Origin of the sequence: Dyadobacter jejuensis (genome assembly GCF_003149085.1) — a bacterium.
Classification (GTDB): Bacteria; Bacteroidota; Bacteroidia; order Cytophagales; family Spirosomataceae; genus Dyadobacter; species Dyadobacter jejuensis.
In genome coordinates, this window is record NZ_QGDT01000002.1 from 623,789 (window position 1) to 641,890 (window position 18,102).

General features: G+C 44.9%; 16 protein-coding genes. 10 read left to right on the plus strand and 6 right to left on the minus strand.

Annotated elements, in window-relative coordinates; genetic code table 11:
- Window positions 1-55: 55 nt before the first annotated feature.
- The 9 genes from CLV98_RS06520 to CLV98_RS06565 all read left to right on the plus strand — a co-directional run bounded on the left by CLV98_RS06520 (window position 56) and on the right by CLV98_RS06565 (window position 12,225).
- Window positions 56-1,711, plus strand: coding sequence for a glucoamylase family protein (locus CLV98_RS06520; RefSeq protein WP_109673481.1), 1,656 nt, complete (start codon window positions 56-58; stop codon window positions 1,709-1,711).
- Window positions 1,712-1,745: 34 nt separating this feature from the next.
- Window positions 1,746-3,101, plus strand: coding sequence for a glucoamylase family protein (locus CLV98_RS06525; protein ID WP_109673482.1), 1,356 nt, complete (start codon window positions 1,746-1,748; stop codon window positions 3,099-3,101).
- A 204-nt stretch (window positions 3,102-3,305) separates the two neighbouring features.
- Window positions 3,306-4,259 carry a hypothetical protein gene (locus CLV98_RS06530; RefSeq protein ID WP_109673483.1) on the plus strand — a complete coding sequence of 318 codons (954 nt, stop codon included), beginning with the start codon at window positions 3,306-3,308 and terminating at the stop codon, window positions 4,257-4,259.
- A 35-nt stretch (window positions 4,260-4,294) separates the two neighbouring features.
- Entirely contained in the window at window positions 4,295-5,551 is a 1,257-nt protein-coding gene (locus CLV98_RS06535) for a hypothetical protein (RefSeq protein WP_109673484.1), read from the plus strand.
- Window positions 5,526-6,869, plus strand: coding sequence for an outer membrane protein assembly factor BamB family protein (locus CLV98_RS06540; protein WP_158281206.1), 1,344 nt, complete (start codon window positions 5,526-5,528; stop codon window positions 6,867-6,869). Before CLV98_RS06535 ends, CLV98_RS06540 begins: the two co-directional genes overlap by 26 nt.
- Before the next feature lie 333 nt (window positions 6,870-7,202).
- Window positions 7,203-8,519: an outer membrane protein assembly factor BamB family protein gene (locus CLV98_RS06550; RefSeq protein ID WP_109673487.1), complete on the plus strand. Its 1,317-nt coding sequence runs from the start codon at window positions 7,203-7,205 to the stop codon at window positions 8,517-8,519.
- Between the two features lie 238 nt (window positions 8,520-8,757).
- Window positions 8,758-9,366, plus strand: a complete 609-nt coding sequence (locus tag CLV98_RS06555; protein ID WP_109673488.1) for a hypothetical protein — start codon at window positions 8,758-8,760, stop codon at window positions 9,364-9,366.
- A 217-nt stretch (window positions 9,367-9,583) separates the two neighbouring features.
- Window positions 9,584-10,576, plus strand: coding sequence for a Kelch repeat-containing protein (locus CLV98_RS06560; protein ID WP_109673489.1), 993 nt, complete (start codon window positions 9,584-9,586; stop codon window positions 10,574-10,576).
- A 29-nt stretch (window positions 10,577-10,605) separates the two neighbouring features.
- Window positions 10,606-12,225, plus strand: a complete 1,620-nt coding sequence (locus CLV98_RS06565) for a M1 family metallopeptidase (protein ID WP_109673490.1) — start codon at window positions 10,606-10,608, stop codon at window positions 12,223-12,225.
- A 942-nt stretch (window positions 12,226-13,167) separates the two neighbouring features.
- Here CLV98_RS06565 and CLV98_RS06575 read toward each other — a convergent pair.
- The 4 genes from CLV98_RS06575 to CLV98_RS06590 form a co-directional block, all read right to left on the minus strand.
- The gene (locus tag CLV98_RS06575) at window positions 13,168-13,374 is read right to left on the minus strand and encodes a hypothetical protein (protein ID WP_109673492.1); all 207 of its coding nucleotides are present in this window, start codon (window positions 13,372-13,374) and stop codon (window positions 13,168-13,170) included.
- 21 nt (window positions 13,375-13,395) lie between these two features.
- Window positions 13,396-13,581, minus strand: coding sequence for a hypothetical protein (locus tag CLV98_RS06580; protein ID WP_109673493.1), 186 nt, complete (start codon window positions 13,579-13,581; stop codon window positions 13,396-13,398).
- Between the two features lie 93 nt (window positions 13,582-13,674).
- Complete coding sequence (locus CLV98_RS06585; protein WP_109673494.1) at window positions 13,675-14,970, minus strand: glycosyltransferase; 1,296 nt, start codon at window positions 14,968-14,970, stop codon at window positions 13,675-13,677.
- A gap of 131 nt (window positions 14,971-15,101) precedes the next feature.
- Entirely contained in the window at window positions 15,102-15,389 is a 288-nt protein-coding gene (locus CLV98_RS06590) for a hypothetical protein (RefSeq protein WP_146202237.1), read from the minus strand.
- Window positions 15,390-15,906: 517 nt separating this feature from the next.
- Between CLV98_RS06590 and CLV98_RS06595 the strand changes: the two genes are divergently transcribed.
- Entirely contained in the window at window positions 15,907-17,094 is a 1,188-nt protein-coding gene (locus CLV98_RS06595; RefSeq protein ID WP_109673496.1) for a sialidase family protein, read from the plus strand.
- Here CLV98_RS06595 and CLV98_RS06600 read toward each other — a convergent pair.
- Window positions 17,075-17,737 carry a thiamine diphosphokinase gene (locus CLV98_RS06600; protein ID WP_109673497.1) on the minus strand — a complete coding sequence of 221 codons (663 nt, stop codon included), beginning with the start codon at window positions 17,735-17,737 and terminating at the stop codon, window positions 17,075-17,077. The two genes, CLV98_RS06595 and CLV98_RS06600, sit on opposite strands and share 20 nt — an antisense overlap.
- Before the next feature lie 68 nt (window positions 17,738-17,805).
- Window positions 17,806-18,024 carry a hypothetical protein gene (locus tag CLV98_RS06605; RefSeq protein ID WP_109673498.1) on the minus strand — a complete coding sequence of 73 codons (219 nt, stop codon included), beginning with the start codon at window positions 18,022-18,024 and terminating at the stop codon, window positions 17,806-17,808.
- Window positions 18,025-18,102: the final 78 nt, after the last annotated feature.

Genomic DNA, 18,102 nt, shown 5'->3' on the forward strand with positions numbered 1-18,102 from the left:
GGTCGACACGCCATGCCCTGCGGGCTCCATTCCTGCAGGTTAGCCTCCTATCGCCATGAACTTTCGCCAGCTTATTGTTCCCCTTCTTGTCCTTGTTTTGGGATGCACTAACGACGAGGTCGATCAGGCAGATAAACCAACGCCTTTTACCCTCAACCAAACCCTGGTCGATGGCCAAAATAGTGGGTTCAATTATGTGGGCCTGGGGAGCCAACCAGTCATTAGCCTGCGTTTTTCAACCAAACTCGATGCGGCTACCTTACAGGCCAGCATCCGCTTAGAAGATGCCGAAGGGAGCCCGGTGGCCGTTACCTCCAACCTCACCGGAGGGGACAGTACCGTGTTGATCAGCCCGACCAACCCCTTACCACAGCTCTCTGCCTACACCCTTAACGTCGACAGATCGTTGCTATCGAGGGCAGGAGGTTCCTTACAAGTCCCCGTTCAACTGTCCCTAAAAACGGCGGTGGACCTAGCCGACAAGTTTCCACGGATATCCGATGAAGCCTTGCTAGAGCTCGTACAAAAACAAACCTTTAAATATTTCTGGGATTTTGGCCACCCTGTCAGTGGGCTAGCGCGGGAACGCAACAGCTCTGGCGACGTGGTGACTACGGGGGGAAGCGGTTTCGGTATCATGACCATCCCCGTGGCGGTGGAGCGGAAGTTTATCACCCGTTCGCAAGCCCTAGAACGGATGCAGCGTATCGTAGGATTCCTCAAGGACCAGGCCGCTACTTTCCACGGGGCCTTCCCCCACTGGCTCAATGGAAATACTGGAAAAGTAATAGCCTTTAGTACCAAAGACGACGGGGCCGATCTGGTAGAAACCTCCTTCCTGATCCAGGGCCTACTCACAGCCAGGCAGTACTTTGCCGAAGACAACCCTGCCGAAGCACAGCTCCGAGAGGATATCAATCATATATGGCATGCCGTAGAATGGGATTGGTTTCAAAAAGGTGGCGAATCGGTGCTTTACTGGCATTGGAGCCCCCAGTATCAGTGGGAAATGAACCATCCGATTGCCGGATGGAACGAAAGCCTGATTACCTATGTACTCGCCGCGGCCTCACCTACCCATCCCATCGGTGCCGACGCTTATCATCAAGGCTGGGCACGAAATGGCGCCATGGCCAACGGAAAATACTATTACGACGTCCTATTGCCACTAGGCGAAGGTAACGGTGGGCCGCTGTTCTTCGCCCATTACTCCTTTTTGGGACTCAATCCAAAGGGCCTTAAGGACCGCTATGCCGATTATTTCGAGCAAAATACCAACCATACCCGCATTAACCGGGCTTACTGCTTGGCCAATCCCGGGGGATATGCGGGATACAGTGGCAACAGCTGGGGACTTACAGCCAGCGATATCCCCAATGGTTATACGGCCAGCTCGCCCAATAACGATCGGGGGGTGATAGCCCCTACTGCCGCCATCGCCTCCATGCCCTACATGCCTCAGGCCTCTATGCAGGCCCTCAGGTATTATTACTATGTCCTGGGCGACAAGTTATGGGGCGAATATGGCTTCCACGACGCCTTTAGCATCCACGAACTGTGGTTTGCCGATTCGTATTTGGCCATAGACCAAGGGCCGATCATTATCATGATCGAGAACCAACGGACCGGCCTACTTTGGAAGCTCTTTATGAGTGCTCCTGAAGTCACCGATGGCCTCCACAGGCTAGACATTACCAGCAACCCTTATTAAAAAGAAAAAATAACCTTTCATGATCTCCTTAGCTATGAAACGCTTTTCAATTTTATTGTTCCTATGCCTACTGGGCTTTTTGCCCAGTGAGGCGCAAAAGAAAAAGAACAGCCCATCCAAGGCTCCTACCTTCAATCCGGCGGACCGGCCCAAAAACCTTTCCGACGACGAACTATTGGAGTTGGTTCAAAAACAAACTTTCCGATACTTCTGGGATCTGGGACACCCCGTGAGCGGGCTGGCCCTGGAGCGTAGCAATGTCGCCTTCGACTATGGCGGGGAAGTTACCACCATTGGGGGCACTGGCTTCGGTATAATGGCTATGGTGGTGGCAGCGGAGCGGCAGTGGCACCCCCGCGACAGCGTCGCCAACCGGCTCTTAAAAATGGTCCGGTTTTTGTCTAAAGCCGACCATTACCATGGTATATTCCCCCACTGGCTCAACGGAGCTACGGGTAAGACTATCCCTTTTAGCCGTAAAGACGACGGGGGCGACCTAGTAGAATCGTCCTTTCTTTTCCAGGGCTTGCTAACCGCCCAGCAGTATTTTGATGGTAAAAACCCGGTGGAGTCCGAACTCAGAAACCGCATAGCAGGACTATGGAACGATGCCGAATGGGACTGGTATACCCAGGGATCCAAAAACCAACTCTATTGGCATTGGAGCCCCAACCAGGGCTGGGCCATGAACTTCGAACTCCGCGGATATAACGAAGCCCTGATCACCCACGTGCTGGCTGCTTCTGCCCCTCGCTACCCCGTTACCGCCGAAGTCTACCATAAATGTTGGGCGCAGAGCAACCATTTCAGCAATGGAAAAGAGTATTATGGCATAGAACTACCCCTGGGCTACCCTGCCGGTGGCCCCTTGTTCTTCGCTCATTACTCCTTCCTAGGCCTAGACCCACGTGGCCTCAGCGACCGCTACGCCGACTATTGGAAACAAAACGTAAACCATACCCGTATCAACCATGCGCATTGCGTGGCCAACCCAGGCAACTTTAAGGGCTATGGAGAGAAAAGCTGGGGGCTAACCGCCAGCGATACCTATAATGGCTATAATGCCCACTCGCCTACTAACGACTTTGGCACCATCACCCCTACCGCCGCCCTGTCGTCTTTCCCGTATACGCCCGCCGAATCGATGAAGGCACTGCGGTACTTCTATGTAGAAAAGGGAGACCAGCTCTGGAGTGAATACGGCTTTGTAGATGCCTTTAACGAAACTCAAAACTGGTATGCCAACTCCCATTTGGCCATCGACCAAGGGCCCATTATCGTGATGATCGAAAACTACCGGACCGGCCTACTTTGGGACCTGTTTATGAAAAACCCCGATGTACAAAAAGGCCTAAAGAAACTAGGATTCGAAAGCAATCCTAAAAAATAAACTTCACTTCAACACAAACGATCGGGGCCGTCTCTTACTGAGGCGGTCTCTTTTTTTTTTGGGGGGGGTATATGGATGCTGCTTGTATCCCATATCCCTCCACTTACCAATAAGTAAATATTTCTACTTTATATAGGAATAAACCAGAAAAGTAATTAACTTTTATTAAGCTAACAACAGTATGTAATCCTAACTTTTTGTATCATGAAAACACAAAAATTTGGGCGCATCAGTGTTATACTCCTGCCGCTCACGCAGTATCTATTCATTCCAATTTTGCTGGTATTATTACCTTCCTGCGAAAAAAGCTTGGATAGGGTTGCCGTTACGGAGCCAGACGGATCTTCTTCCGCCCGACTGAGCCAAGAAGCCTTGGTCAGTATTTCCTATGAAGTAGAATCATTTTCTGTTAGGCAGCTAGCCAAACAAACCAGAGCACTTAATGACAAAGGATTATCCGACTTTGCCGAAATTGGTGCTCAACCGCATTTGGATAGGACATCCATTGATTTACAAATTTTTAAAGATGGAAGTTATAGAATGACGACCGTCCGATTAGAACCTACGAGAAAGCACTTGTTGCCAGAATCTCTCAACAAAAAATATGAACGTTATAAGGCTGGTCCATACAAAACAGTTTCCAACAACGGATCACTTACGTTTTATGATGAAGAAGGGAATGAGATTGGTCGGCATCAGTTAAAGTCAAATCCATATACTGATCTGGTTAGGCAAATAAAAGCTGCGAAACCGAACGAAATAAATAAGATCGCCAATGGGGTAATGGGTAATCCACTGATCAACGAAGTCGAAATCAACCAGGTAGCTTCGGAAAAAAAAGCGAAGATTCAAAGACAGGGGAATATTACCCGATTTGAATTTGAACATCAGGATGAATCAGACAAAGCAGTGCCCAATAAATTAATCACCCAAGTTTATGACTTTAAGGCGAACCGGCTTTTGGAAACGAGCATGTTTGCGAAGGATTCAAAAAAGCTCCTGATGCGATCTGTGTTGTTTTATGATCAGGTCGATAAGGGTAATAGGGTAAACCGAACTTTGAATGAAAGTTACAGCACGGACTTAGTTTCCGGAGTAGAGACGAGACATTATAGAGAGGATTTTTATTCGAATATGGAGGTCGTCGTCAATAGGTGACCAACAACCTATTCTATAAACTAAATAAAAAAACTATGAAAAATTTAAACAAATTCTGGTTTTTACTTCTGTTTTTGTATGCTTCTATTTCCCTTGCACAACAACGTGGAGTAGATTGGATACATGGCATGGGAGGCGATGCCACATCTTTGGAAGAAGTGGCTAATTATTATCAAAATGTGCAAAATCGTCCCATTATTTCGCCCACAAGGCATTCTTACGTTACGAATAATGGTGTTTTAGCCATGGCATCCGGAGTTCAAGGGTTAACTGGTGGAGCAAATCGTATAGCCATAAGCCATAGTATGGGAGGAGTAGCAGTTAGGCAGGTTGATATTTGGAATCAAGGACAATGGAGCGGAATCGTTACAATGGGAGCTCCATTGAGAGGGGCTAGGATTGCAAATTCTGCTCAAAACGGTACTTCTGTCAATTTTATCAACAATGCAATTTACCAAATGATGAAAGGACCAAATGCCGGAACTTCCATGACATCCCTGGTACCTGGGTTTGGCATCCGAATTGCACAAGGCAATACTCTGCTTAATGAGGTAATATACTCCGTAAATGTGGGTCAGCTGGCGACTCAAACCATTATGAACCAGGTTGGCCTAGTCGGTCAAACGGCAACTGATTTAGCACAAGGTTCTGGCTATATGACGGGCATTGCCGGCACCCACACTAACACACCCAAAATTTTCATTTGGGGTAGCGAAACAGATCCAATTTTTTGGCGGACGATGGGCAGCATGGACGGGCATGGAGATGAATGGGGACGTGTTATTTCGAGAGATATTTACGGATTATATAAGTTTATTTCAGATGCGGAATACGTCCATCAGGTATTATATCCTTGGTCTCTTTTAATTCATGGAAACCGTGGTGACGCTTGGAAAGCGGGATACCAATGGGTGGATACTGGAGCAAATGACGGTTGGAGAAACGTAATTGGGGCAAAATATACCGAAACAGGTTCCTATATCAATCGGATCATCACCTGTGACTCTTATGGATGGCAGCAATGCTACGCCTCCAACCCTCCTCCAGGCTATTGCGAAAACGTAGCCTGTGCCAGGGAAGAGACCGTCTACTTTGCCATCTACCACGACGAACCCAGCGATGGAATCGTACCTGCATCCTCTCAACGAAATGATAATGGAGGATGGTGGGGATTCCCACTAGAAGCTCCCGGGGTTAATCATAGGGAAATGCGGAATGCTGAAAAAATCAGCTCTTCACTCAGCTGGGTACTTGACGGAGGAACGAATGAAAATATATTTAGAATTCGATAAGGTTATGACGCGAAAACTAATACTCCCTTTTTTTGTACAATTATCGGTGCTACTCTTATCTTGTAGCCCCAATAAGGTACAAACTAAATACGATCACGAAGGGGTTGTAACTCAACTTCCATATCTCTGGAGATCTTCAATTAGCGACGGAACGGTAGGAACGAAACTATACCTAGGTTACACAATTAAGGATAATTCCATATTATGCGAAATAAAACAAAAGTCGACTATCTCAGATCCCAATTGGGAATCTTCAATTGCATTAAAAAGCGTAAAAACCGGTAAGGATATATGGATATGGAACGATTTATTTGACAAGGAATTAATCCGCACCCTAAATGATGATATCGTTATAGAAAATGACAAAATATGGATTCATGATCTGATGGCTGATTACTGTATCGACGCACGGGATGGAAAAACAATTTGGAAAACCCTGCGCACTTTTCCCTCATATTCAGAGGCTTGTAATATTGGTGACCAATACTTCTTTGCGGCAAATGGAATACAGTCCTCACTGCATGAAAAACGAGCAGACAGTTTCTTTAGATATCTTATAAATGGCAAGGGATTTATTGAAATTGGGCAACCTTTGTATTCAGACAGATACAAGAGTAGTAATAACAACTATTTTGGTAGTATAAAGAACATAACGGCATTTTCAAGAGATAAATCTGATTTTTTAGTAGTTCCATTTGTAGAACAAGGGCCAGCTACTGGCTCATCAGCCAACTATAATCCTATTCAAACATTCTATGGGCTATTCAACATAACAGAAGGAGTTTGGATATATGAAAGAATACCGCTTAGTGAAAAAGAAGAAGGGGGAATTATGGGAATCAAGCCTATTATACAAGGTGACAAAGTCTATCTCACATCGGCGGCCTACGTATATTGTTTTAATGTTTTAAACGGTGAACAAATATGGAAAAAAAAACTAACTAATGATTTTAGTGCCGTTCTGGACATGATTTTGGCAGAAGACAAGTTGCTCCTTAATCTATTTAATGCCAAACTCTATTGTGTGGATGCCCAAACGGGAAAACTGTTATGGACGCAAAAATCCAGTGGCATATCCGGCGATCTGTACCACCAAAATGGCGTCGTTTACTGGATACCATTAGGCAATCTTAGAGCAGTAGATCTGGAGACTGGAAAATTACTATGGAATTTAGATACTATTGAGCGCGAATCAGTCAAGTCTAACAAATCGGAATGGCACGGTTTCGTTACCGGTATCCCCGGCAAAAACGGAGAAAAAGGGAAGATCTTCGCTACTTCGGATCATTATTTGTATTGCTTTGAGGCGATTAGGTAGCGAAACAAGCTTTCTTATCGCATAAAAGGGATTCTGTGATAGACATTGATAGAGAAGCATCGGATAGGTCCGTAAATGCTACCCTCCTCCAGGCTATTGCGATAACGTGGCCTGTGCCAGGGAAGAGACCGTCTACATCTACCACGACGAACCCAGCGATGGAATCGTACCTGCATCCTCTCAACGAAATGATAATGGAGGATGGTGGGGATATAAACTGGAAGCTCCCGGGGTAAATCATAGGGAGATGAGGACAGTAGATAGGATATCTCCTTCCTTGAATTGGGTTCTAAACGGAGGTTATGAAGCATCATACTTTTCAATTCAATAGAAATGTCCATTTCTTTTAGAATCATCTACATACTTTCCTTCTGCTTGCTCTTTGCATGCAAGCAGAAGGAAATAAACACCCAAAAAATCGATGGTGTAGTGACTCAACTTTCCTATATATGGAAGTCATCCATCAGTTCAACAGACCGAATTGGAGCAGACTTTTATAGGGGATATGTGGTTAATGGACACGGTGTGCTTTGTTCATTTAAGTCCTGGTCTAATGGGCAAGGTTCCACACGGCAATCCTATCTGGTACTAAAAAATGTGGAAAATGGTAAGGATATTTGGAAATGGGATGCGTTAGTTAATAAGCGTTTTACACGTCCTCTTAAAAATAACGTTGTAATCCATAAGAACAATCTCTGGATACATGATGGCTATTCTGACTATTGCCTAAATGCCACGACGGGTCAAAGTGTATTCCAATTCACCAAGGATTTTTCAACAATTGCTGGAATTACTTCCATAGAAGACCAAATTTACTTTGTAGCAAACGGTCGTAACGCCAATCAAAAAGAGCAATTCGCTGACTCTTTTTACCAGTTAAATACAGTTGGATCAGGATTCACAGAAATGGACCAACCACCCTACAACCAGGAATATTCATACTACAACCAATCAGGGTACTACATTGGCAGCATGATGAACCTAACCGCATTTAGGCATCATGAAACCGATTACTTGGTAGTGCCATATATGGAAATGGGTCCACCTTCAGTGGTGAATCCGGCAAAAAAAACCAACAGAACTTTCTTTGGCCTGTATAATCTAAGCGATAGAAAATGGGCATTTGACCGTATCTCGATAAGCTTTCCTGATGAAATTGTGACCCAAAGTAATGTTCCAATTGTCTATGACAATTCTGTTATACTTTCTTGTGGTCCATTTGTTTATGCCTTTGAACTCTTTACAGGTAAGAGAAAATGGGAACGTAGATTGACCAACGCCCCAACTTCTCCAATCGATATGCTATTAGCCAATAATGTCCTTATAGTAAATATGGGTGATGCGTTATTATACGGTGTAGATGTTTCAACTGGAAAAGTATTATGGACGCAAAAATCAAGTGGTATCTCAAGCGATTTGTACCATCAAAATGGCGTCGTTTATTGGATACCCAGCAAGAATCTAAGAGCCGTCGACTTGGAAACTGGCAAGCTCTTATGGGATATGCCTTCTATCGACCAGGTACAAGAACCTGGGAGCGAATCAGTCTGGTGGGGTTTCGTTACCGGTATCCCCGGCAAAAACGGGGAAAAAGGAAAGATCTTCGCTACTTCGGATCATTATTTGTATTGCTTTGAGGCGATTAGGTAGATACGATTTGACGAACCCAAAACGACAACCTAATCGGCCAGTGGCGGACCCTAAAGCAACCTTACTATAAATTAGTAGAACTAATTAGATTTCCTTCTATTCCATTTAGTAAGTTTTTGGCAAAACCAATTATAATTTTGATTAAATTTAATATTCCCAATGAACCTTATCATTGGACAAGGGCCTTTTTTCTGGCTTTTATAATAGGCCCGCTCCACCGTTAAACGGCCTTTCAACGATGAAAACACTTACAAAAATTCTTCTGAGCCTGATCCTACTGCTTAGCTGGTCTTGCAGCAAAGACGAGGCAGTATTGCCCGAGGGCTATTCTGCTAACATCAGAGGAATCATTTCCCCTGATATTTTCTCCAAATTGACCAATACGGGAATGAAATTTAATCCTGGCACTAACCCACCAGACCTAAGTGGTATTTATGTACTCAATCCCTTTGTGTTGGTGGCCGACTGGGATCCCAACGACCAGTCGGATGTAGGGACCGTATGCAGCTGCAATGCCGTTGTCCGGTTTACCAACCAGAGTGCTAATAAGCAATCTATCCATGTAGACCTCAAGTTGGGTACTGGGAGTAATTTTACTTGGAATGGTTACCTCTCTGGCGAAGGGAACAAGTTCACCTTTTTTGTCGACTGGAATGGAACTTTCGATGGAGAGCCTGCCCAATTTGTCACCGTTATTTCCGGCGAGATTTCGGCGAGTGGGTTGCTCAATTACTACGACGCCGCCTATATTAAAGGAAAAGGGTCCAACTCTCCCAATGTGTTGGTAGGCGAATTTCGGATTCGCTTCGATCATGACGGATTCTCCGAACCCACAATGGTTTTTTAATGCGAACCGCATTTCCCACCCTATAGCCCCTTGACCAGTCGGGTTACCAGTGAGTTTCCCAGTGGGGCCAGGGGCGATGCCCCACCCAATATACCAGAAAGAAATATCGGCTTGCAGCTCCATGCTCAAGCACATGCATCGTAATTCCCAAAAAGGTTGTAACTTATTCTTAAATTGCACTATTTAGCAGCCCGATTGCATTCAAAACCTTGCCGATATGAAAAAAGGAACAACCTTACAACGAGCCCTTTGGGCAGCCTTTTTGGCCTTAATAGGCCTAAGTCAGCCTGTAGCCGCCCAGATGTGGAAGGCCATGGAACCCGAAACCCTTCCTATAAAAAGGCATGAAAATGCCATGGCAGAAGTCAATGGCAAACTGTACCTAATAGGCGGACGGGGGGTAAAGGCCGTTAATCAGTACGACCCTAAAAAGGACAGTTGGTCTACACTGGTAGAAACACCCTTGGAGATGAGTCATTTTCAAGCTGTTACCTATAAAGATGAAATATGGGTTCTCGGTGCCTTTACGGGCTCCTATCCCCATGAAGTCCCTATCCCCAATGTTTATATTTTTAACCCCAGCAGCAACAGCTGGCGACAAGGCCCTGAAATACCTCAAGATCGGCGTAGGGGCGCCGCGGGCGCTTTTACCCATAACGGCAAAATATATTTGGCTTGTGGCATTCAGGATGGTCACTGGGACGGGCAGGTGGCTTGGTTGGACGAATACGATCCTAAAACAAATACCTGGACCAAACTTAGCGATGCCCCCCGCCCAAGGGATCATGTGCAGGTAGCCCTGCTCAACAATAAACTGTACGTGGCTGGAGGGCGACTTTCTAGTGCCAAAACCAAGGACACCTTCACCCTAACAGTCAAAGAAGTGGACGTTTACGACTTTGACAAAGGCACTTGGAGTACCCTGGCAGAAGAAAACAATATTCCTACCCCAAGGGCAGGCTGCACGGCCGTTGCCTATAAAAACAAAATACTGGTTATTGGGGGTGAAAGCGGGGCACAAACACAGGCCCATGCCGAAGTAGAGGCCTTTAATCCCAAAACCAACCAATGGGAGAAACTCCCCTCCTTACACCAGGGGCGCCATGGTACCCAGGCGGTCTTTCTCAACAAGAAGGTGTATATCAGTGCCGGATCGGCCAACAGAGGAGGAGGCCCCGAGCTCAATGACCTGGAGGTCCTCGTAAAATAATAACCCCTCATTTCATTTACTTACATTCGATGTTCCGATTACTCAGTCTGTTTTTAGTTTTACTCATCACCATTCCTACTTTTGCTCAGAAGCGCTCCTTCACCAGAGCCGATACCCTCCGGGGAGCCATCACAGCCGAAAGAGCCTGGTGGGACTTGACGTACTATCATTTAAGCGTTACCCCCAACCCCCAGGACAGTACCCTGCAAGGAAGCAACCTGGTAGGTTACACCCCCGTGGCGGCGGGCCAACGTATGCAAATAGACCTGCAAGAGCCTATGCAGATAGACCAGGTGACGCAGCATGGTAAACCGCTAACCTTCGCCAGGGAAGGCAATGCCTATTGGATTACCCTGGAGGAAAAACAACAGCTAGGCCAGCCCGACAGCCTGCTAATCCGCTATTCGGGCCGGCCCCGACTGGCCAAAAATCCGCCCTGGGATGGAGGGGTACAATGGAAAATCGACGCCAACGGCCTGCCCTATATCGCTACCTCCTGCCAAGGCCTGGGCGCCAGCGTATGGTGGCCCTGCAAAGACCATATGTACGACGAGGCCGACAGCATGCGCATCAGCATTCGGGCGCCCAAAGGCGTATCCGATGTTTCGAATGGACAGCTCGAGAGTACCACCACCCATACCGACGGGAGTCGTACCTTCACCTGGGTGGTTCGCAACCCCATCAACAATTATGGGGTCAATATGAACATAGCAGATTATGTTAGCTGGGAGGAAGTGTATGACGGCGAAAAGGGCCTCCTAAAGCTTGGCTATTACGCACGTAGGGAAGACGAAGAAAAAGCCAGAAAACAGTACCAGCAAGTCCCTCAAATGTTGAAGGCCTTCGAACATTGGTTTGGCCCCTACCCATTTTACGAAGATGGATACAAGATCGTCCAGGTGCCTTATTTGGGTATGGAACACCAGAGCTCGGTGACCTATGGCAACCAATTTGCCAATGGATACTTGGGGCGCGACTTATCTAAAACCGGCTGGGGGCTTAAGTGGGACTTTATCATCGTCCACGAGAGCGGCCACGAATGGTTCGCCAACAACATCACCTATCGTGATGCTGCCGATATGTGGATACACGAGAGTTTTACCAATTACTCCGAATCCCTCTATACCGAATACTATTATGGCAAGGAGGCCGGTGCCGACTACGTGATAGGGACCCGTGCCAACATCGCCAACGATATTCCCATTATAGGGGTTTACGGAGTCAATCAAGAAGGATCCAAGGACATGTATTACAAGGGAGGGAATATGCTGCATACCATCCGCCAGTTGGTAGCTAACGACCAAAAATGGCGGCAGATCCTTAGAGGTTTGAATCAGGAGTTTTACCATCAGACGGTTACCAGCGCCCAGATCGAAAACTATGTAAGCCAAAAGTCCGGCATGGACCTTAGCAAGGTATTCGACCAATATCTGCGCGATATCCGTATCCCTACACTGGAATACCGGCCTGTACGTAAAGGCTATGAATACCGATGGACCCAGGCCGTAGATGGCTTTGAAATGCCTATTAAGATACAACTGGGCGGCAAAACTAAATCCCTTAGGCCAACCAGCTATTGGAAAAAAGTAAAGGGCAGCGGTGCCCTCACCGTCGACAGAAATTATTATGTACGCAGCAAGGAGGTGTAGCAGTACGGACGGCCTTAACGACTAGGATTCACCCCCATTTATCTTTGCCAGGACCAAGATTCCGGCGGCCCCGTTTACGTTTCGTAGCCAAGGGTTTAAGCTGGGAGCGAAGTATATGATATCACGCAAAGAAAATCATCCATATGAACAGTAGTATTGGCCAGATCCTTTAACACAACCGGGACATGGGTAGCTACCAAAAAGGAAGTCTAGTTTTTAAGCGGAAAGAGCATTTTGAAAGTTTATGAAGATCGTTGATATCCATAGAATATGATTAAGTAATCACCTATTTTTAAAGTAACAAATATGATTAATAATCATTATACTGGATCCAATTATCGAGCATATAGCCGATATTAAAGTAGTGGTATGTTTCGATGCGACACTTGCTATGCTATAACCTTCCTTTATAAAAAGGTAAATAATTATTCTAATAATGGCGCCTATCACCAATCCAAGTGCTAGGATATATAGTTTATTTTTCCTGGGTATTAAATGCATTATTATAAAATTAAAGGTTCTTCTCATCCCAGCACAGAGCCCAGTTTTTGAGCGGAAAGGGCAGTTCTATAAGTCAATCTGACCTTTCGCACCTGACAGCCTCCTAATTCGCCTAGGCTTTCTATTAAAAAACACATTTTGCTGATTTAAGTTGACCTAATAAATACTAGTCGGAGCCGTTTAAAATCTTTTTGGCCAATAAGATTATAAGTATAAAATTTATAATAATACAAGCCAGCCAAAACCAACTATTGTCCCCTCCTACTTTTCTAAAAAGAAATAATCCAAAAAACATCAACAGGCCCATATATATGCCCTTTGCTGTATTAGAGTTTAACAATTTCATAAGGGTTGCAAGTAATTATATGCTTATCATTTTCAAGTAGAGTATAACTTTAAACCAAAAGGCAGAGCTTACATATAAGCCTGCCTCCTAGTAATTTAATAAAATCCAGTATGACCACAATCAGCCCATGCCCAGGCGGTTGCCAATCCTGCCACGACTAAAAATCCAATACCAAATGAAAAAGTACCAGCGGCAATTCCGAATCCAGCAACTATAGTCGAACCCATGGAAACTCCAGCTGAAGATGCACAGCTTCCGCCTCCTATTATTATTTCCAACTTTTCAATATTTAATTTTTCCATTTTAATTGCTTTTAAGATTAATTAGTATCCACATCCATTACCATACCTTAAAGCTAATCCAATAGCCAAAGTCACACCTCCAACAATTTGCAATCCAGGTATTACAATTGCCCCTGCTCCAAATGCGTAAAGAGCATTTAAGGTGTAATCGCAAGCCCAATCTCCACCAATAGTTTCCTCAATTCTATCCACTTCTAATTTTTTCATATATCTCCAAATTTTAAAATCCTCCTAACAATATCATTAGGTATTCCAAATATAAAGCGTCCCACTGCACTGAGAATGCAGTGGGGAAAATAATTAAAAATATTTTTCTGAAAATACACGAGACATAGCTTGTGTGTTTATTTTGAATGAGTTATCATTTAGTAATTGACAGATGCCGCTGCTAAGTTTCTTTTGGGAAGCAGCCAACTCCAGTTTAATACCCAGCCCATGGTAAACTACCCTGGCTGCCGTTCCATTTTGATCCCATTTATTGTTTAGTGGAAAGAGCAACATGGGCACGCCCAATGAAATGGACTCAAAAACAGATCCATTTCCCGAATGGGTCAAGAATAGGTCGGCATGTTTTAATATGTAAAGCTGTGGTGCAAATTCCAGTATTAAAATATTTTGGAAACTCCCACTAAGTACCACTTTTACATCCTTAGGAATAACCAATATGAGCCTGTATTGGTCCTCCTTGCCCACTAAGTGGTAAATGTTTTGAAAAAACGAATCTGCTTTTTGCGTTCCATGTTTCAAGTGCGTACTCAGCACGGTACCCAAAGAACAATAAATGAGTTTTTGGCCTTTTGAGTCTTTGACAAAATTTTCCAGGTTCTTGTCAATTTCCTCATCCCGGCTCAAATCAACCATGGGTGCCAAATATTTCTGCCAAGATTTTAAGCTTTGCTCCGGAAAATCCAGCTCTTGTGGTACCAGAAACCATTCTTCCACATGATCAAAAGCAGGGTTGTATGTTTTTTTTGTATTGATGCGGTGCTTTGCAGGAATGTCCAATTCCTTAAATTTACGCTTGAGCTGGTTCAGGTTACTTTTTCCAAGGTATTTTATATTTTCCCAGAGCTGCTTCAAGTAATGTTTTCGATAATATTTAATCCAAAGCTTACTGCCATCTTTCCCCGGGAATGCAAAGGTATTGGGTGGAGGAACCAAGGCATGCTCATACATTGGAAATTTGGTTTGCAAAAAAACCAGCCTCGTGTTACTCGTTAATAAAGGGTGTAGCACCACAAAGTCGGAATAGTTGAAGTGGTCGAGGAATATGATACTCGGTTTGAGCTCGGCCAGCATTCGTTGTAAATCTTGATGCCTTGAGTGAAAAAGCTTTCCAGAGAATCGATCCAACAAACTCTCCAGCCACCTTTCTTCTTTATCTTCATGAATGAGCTCCTCAATGCCCGTGGCAAATGGGAGCGTACTTAATGCATAAAACTCAAAATTGTATTTTCTAACAAAGGGCATCATAATATGCAAGCCTGCATAGTATGCGACATAGCCCTTTTGCTGATATTCATATGCCAGCTTTATGGTTCTGTTGAGATGGCCTGCCAAATTGGGAAAAACGAAAACTACTGATTTAACATCCATTATCGTTAGGATAAAATTTGACAATACTATTTTTTGACTTTTCTAATCGTTAACCACCTATGGATATTATCTTAAAACAGGACTCATGTCATGGTTGGGCAAAGAACACTAGCACCCAAGGTCTAACCATTCTAGGGCAACTCCGATTCAGCAGATGGACGATAATGACCCTGTAAAAAAGAAATCAATTGAATAGCCCCCAACCTGTCAATAAACATCTCTCCATGGCCGCCTACTGGCGTCATAGTACCCCCAGCCTTTAGGTTTTCCTTTTTTGTTTCAGGCATTTTTTTAAAGCCAAAAACGAAACTCCCCTCCTCCCTATAGTAATACGACTTTTTTATGGTACAATAGGCGATGGGTACCCCCCAATCGTTAACGAGTTGATTGCGCAGATTGAACCAAGCTCTCTCACTCATACCTAGTTTTTTAGCCAATGTTTTCGGAGTACCGGTAGATTTAGTTTTTATTAAAAAATCTAAATGCTGTAATTTTCCAGAAATAGAATTCAACATAAGCAAAGACCAATTAGCTTTTAAATACACTATATTAATTTACAAAACATTCTACATTCCTATAGAAACAAACTACATAGTTAAGTAAACACAAGCCCAATAAACTAAAAATATCTTCTTAATCCAATACATCAATAGGATATTAGATACTTTTTTTATAAATATGTAGCACTAATAAGTGCTTTTCCTAGCTTGGTTCATTTGCGCTATAATCGGTCGCGCCCCCTATCTAAGTATTAAAAAATTCGGCATGAGGCCCATAAGGGCTTATACCCTTACCTTGTAAGTGGATATGGGTCGGAATACCTTCGCTAAAAAGAATTCTACAAAAAGGAAAGGTATAATTGATGCTTGACTGAATTTTAATTGTATTGATTAGGTTCCAAAAGTCTATCAGTCAATATTTACCCCAATTCACCCTATGAAACTATTCTATTTAATCACCATCCTTACGCTTGCGCTACTAACCCACTCCCAAGCCCAAACGTCCGTATACACATCGGGCCAGGAAGGGTACCAATCATTCAGAATCCCAGCGCTAATCGCCACCCCCAAAGGGGAGCTTTTGGCCTTTGCCGAAGGGAGGGTCGGCGGGAGTGGAGATTTTGGGAATATCGACATCGTGCTCAAGAGGAGCAGCGACGGAGGGAAGTCCTGGTCGGCATTAGAAGTAGTGGCCGAATATGATCTGCTACAAGCGGGGAACCCAGCTCCTGTTCTGGATCTGCTCGATCCATTATATCCCAAAGGCAGGCTGTTTCTGTTTTATAATACCGGCAACAACCATGAGGGAGAAGTACGCAAGGGCAAAGGACTCCGGGAGGCCTGGTACATTACCTCCACCGATATGGGACATAGCTGGTCGGCCCCCATGAACATTACCACCCAAGTACATAGGCCCAATCGGCCGGAAGTGAATGCCACCTATAACTTCCAGGAGGACTGGCGCAGCTATGCCAACACCCCCGGCCATGGCTTGCAAATAGGGACTGGCCCGTACAAGGGCAGAATATACATCGCCGCCAACCATTCGGCTGGTGCTCCCAAGTCCCATTCCGAAGACTATCAGGCGCATGGGTACTATTCCGACGACCACGGCAAGACCTTCCACCTCAGCGAAACCATTTCTTTCCTGGGCTCCAATGAGGCTACCGCGGCAGAACTCTCCAACGGCCGTTTGCTGTTTAACTCCAGAAATCAAAAGGGTGATATCAAAGCGAGGATCGTGGCCTATAGTCCCGATGGCGGTGCCAGCTGGGACAGCACCTATTTTGACATGAAGTTGCCCGACCCGGTATGCCAAGGAAGCCTCCTCAACTTAGGCAAGGTAAAAGGTAAAGCCGTGCTAGCCTTCGTCAATAATGACCATACCAGCCAACGCGATAACCTCACCTTGCGCATCAGTACCGACGAAGGCCAATCCTGGTCGCAGGGCACCGTGATCGACAAAGGCAATGGGCAACAAAAGGACTTTACCGCCTATGCCGATATTGCGGCAATGCGCAAGAAAAAGATAGGGGTATTATACGAAAGAGATGGGTACAAAAGTATTTCTTTTAAGGAGGTTGGCTGGAGGAAGCCTAATAGAATCAATCCCAACACTCCATAAGCAGCAAATCGCCCTGCTGAGCCCTGATGGTCACCAGACCGTCGCTTTCGGTCTCGTTGCTGTTGCCACTGCGGTAGCCCATCGTTAGGGTTTCCTGGTTCAGGTTATACCTCAGGCCAGTGGTACAAATACCCGATACCGTGCCTACCGGAATGAGCGAGATAGGGGTCCCGGCCACATACCATTTTTGAAAGGTGCCCGCCAGAGGGAAAATTTTGGAGTAGTCATCGAACATGACCAATTTGATTTGCCGCTTATAGCGTACCATATTGGTCATATTGGTAATGGCATGGTCGGCGCGGCGCCCGGTGGCCCATACGATATTGGCGGCAGGGAAGCCCCTGCCTATCAGGAAATCGATGGCCTTCTCCAGATCCGTCTTATCTTGATCGGGGGTATTGACGATCTCCAAGGGTTGTTGAGAAAGCCGAATGGCCTCAAAATCATGGTCCTTATCGAAGTCGCCTAGCCATACATCTACCTTGATACCCAGCTCCATAACCCGGTATATCGCCTGGTCCAAAACGACTACAAATGGACTCCATTCTAATAATTGACCCAATAACTCCTCTGAACAGGACGCGCCATTGGCAATAATTAAGGCGGGTTCTTGCTTCTCCCTGACGATATGATGCGACGACATGAATAATTACGAATGACTTTTAAAAAAGCCTGGCCCTGACAATCAAAAACTCAGACAATATATTACTACTACTTATTAGACAATACGCCTACATTTTGCTCATACTGGGAAACCTGTAGATGAAGTTGCGAAACTTCTCGATGAAGCTGACCCAATATGTAAGGCACCTCATTATTGGATTGCAATAGCTTCTGATAATATTCTTTAGCCTCCATGGTAAGGTTATGAAGGCTATCCAGCTTAGAATTTAGTGCTTCCTTTTCCCAATTTGTAGTCGTGTTTTCCATAATCTGATATTTTCAATTGATGACTTCTTAATAATATTAAGAAGAATTGATATCAATATCAAAACATAAATGTATTCT

Coding starts and splice junctions, on each gene's coding strand:
- CLV98_RS06600 (WP_109673497.1), bottom strand. CDS start 17,737: ATGTCGTCGCATCATATCGTCAGGGAGAAGCAAGAACCCGCCTTAATT.
- CLV98_RS06585 (WP_109673494.1), bottom strand. CDS start 14,970: ATGGATGTTAAATCAGTAGTTTTCGTTTTTCCCAATTTGGCAGGCCAT.
- CLV98_RS06525 (WP_109673482.1), top strand. CDS start 1,746: ATGAAACGCTTTTCAATTTTATTGTTCCTATGCCTACTGGGCTTTTTG.
- CLV98_RS06555 (WP_109673488.1), top strand. CDS start 8,758: ATGAAAACACTTACAAAAATTCTTCTGAGCCTGATCCTACTGCTTAGC.
- CLV98_RS06580 (WP_109673493.1), bottom strand. CDS start 13,581: ATGAAAAAATTAGAAGTGGATAGAATTGAGGAAACTATTGGTGGAGAT.
- CLV98_RS06565 (WP_109673490.1), top strand. CDS start 10,606: ATGTTCCGATTACTCAGTCTGTTTTTAGTTTTACTCATCACCATTCCT.
- CLV98_RS06540 (WP_158281206.1), top strand. CDS start 5,526: ATGAAAATATATTTAGAATTCGATAAGGTTATGACGCGAAAACTAATA.
- CLV98_RS06535 (WP_109673484.1), top strand. CDS start 4,295: ATGAAAAATTTAAACAAATTCTGGTTTTTACTTCTGTTTTTGTATGCT.
- CLV98_RS06605 (WP_109673498.1), bottom strand. CDS start 18,024: ATGGAAAACACGACTACAAATTGGGAAAAGGAAGCACTAAATTCTAAG.
- CLV98_RS06530 (WP_109673483.1), top strand. CDS start 3,306: ATGAAAACACAAAAATTTGGGCGCATCAGTGTTATACTCCTGCCGCTC.
- CLV98_RS06520 (WP_109673481.1), top strand. CDS start 56: ATGAACTTTCGCCAGCTTATTGTTCCCCTTCTTGTCCTTGTTTTGGGA.
- CLV98_RS06550 (WP_109673487.1), top strand. CDS start 7,203: ATGTCCATTTCTTTTAGAATCATCTACATACTTTCCTTCTGCTTGCTC.
- CLV98_RS06575 (WP_109673492.1), bottom strand. CDS start 13,374: ATGGAAAAATTAAATATTGAAAAGTTGGAAATAATAATAGGAGGCGGA.
- CLV98_RS06590 (WP_146202237.1), bottom strand. CDS start 15,389: ATGAGTGAGAGAGCTTGGTTCAATCTGCGCAATCAACTCGTTAACGAT.
- CLV98_RS06595 (WP_109673496.1), top strand. CDS start 15,907: ATGAAACTATTCTATTTAATCACCATCCTTACGCTTGCGCTACTAACC.
- CLV98_RS06560 (WP_109673489.1), top strand. CDS start 9,584: ATGAAAAAAGGAACAACCTTACAACGAGCCCTTTGGGCAGCCTTTTTG.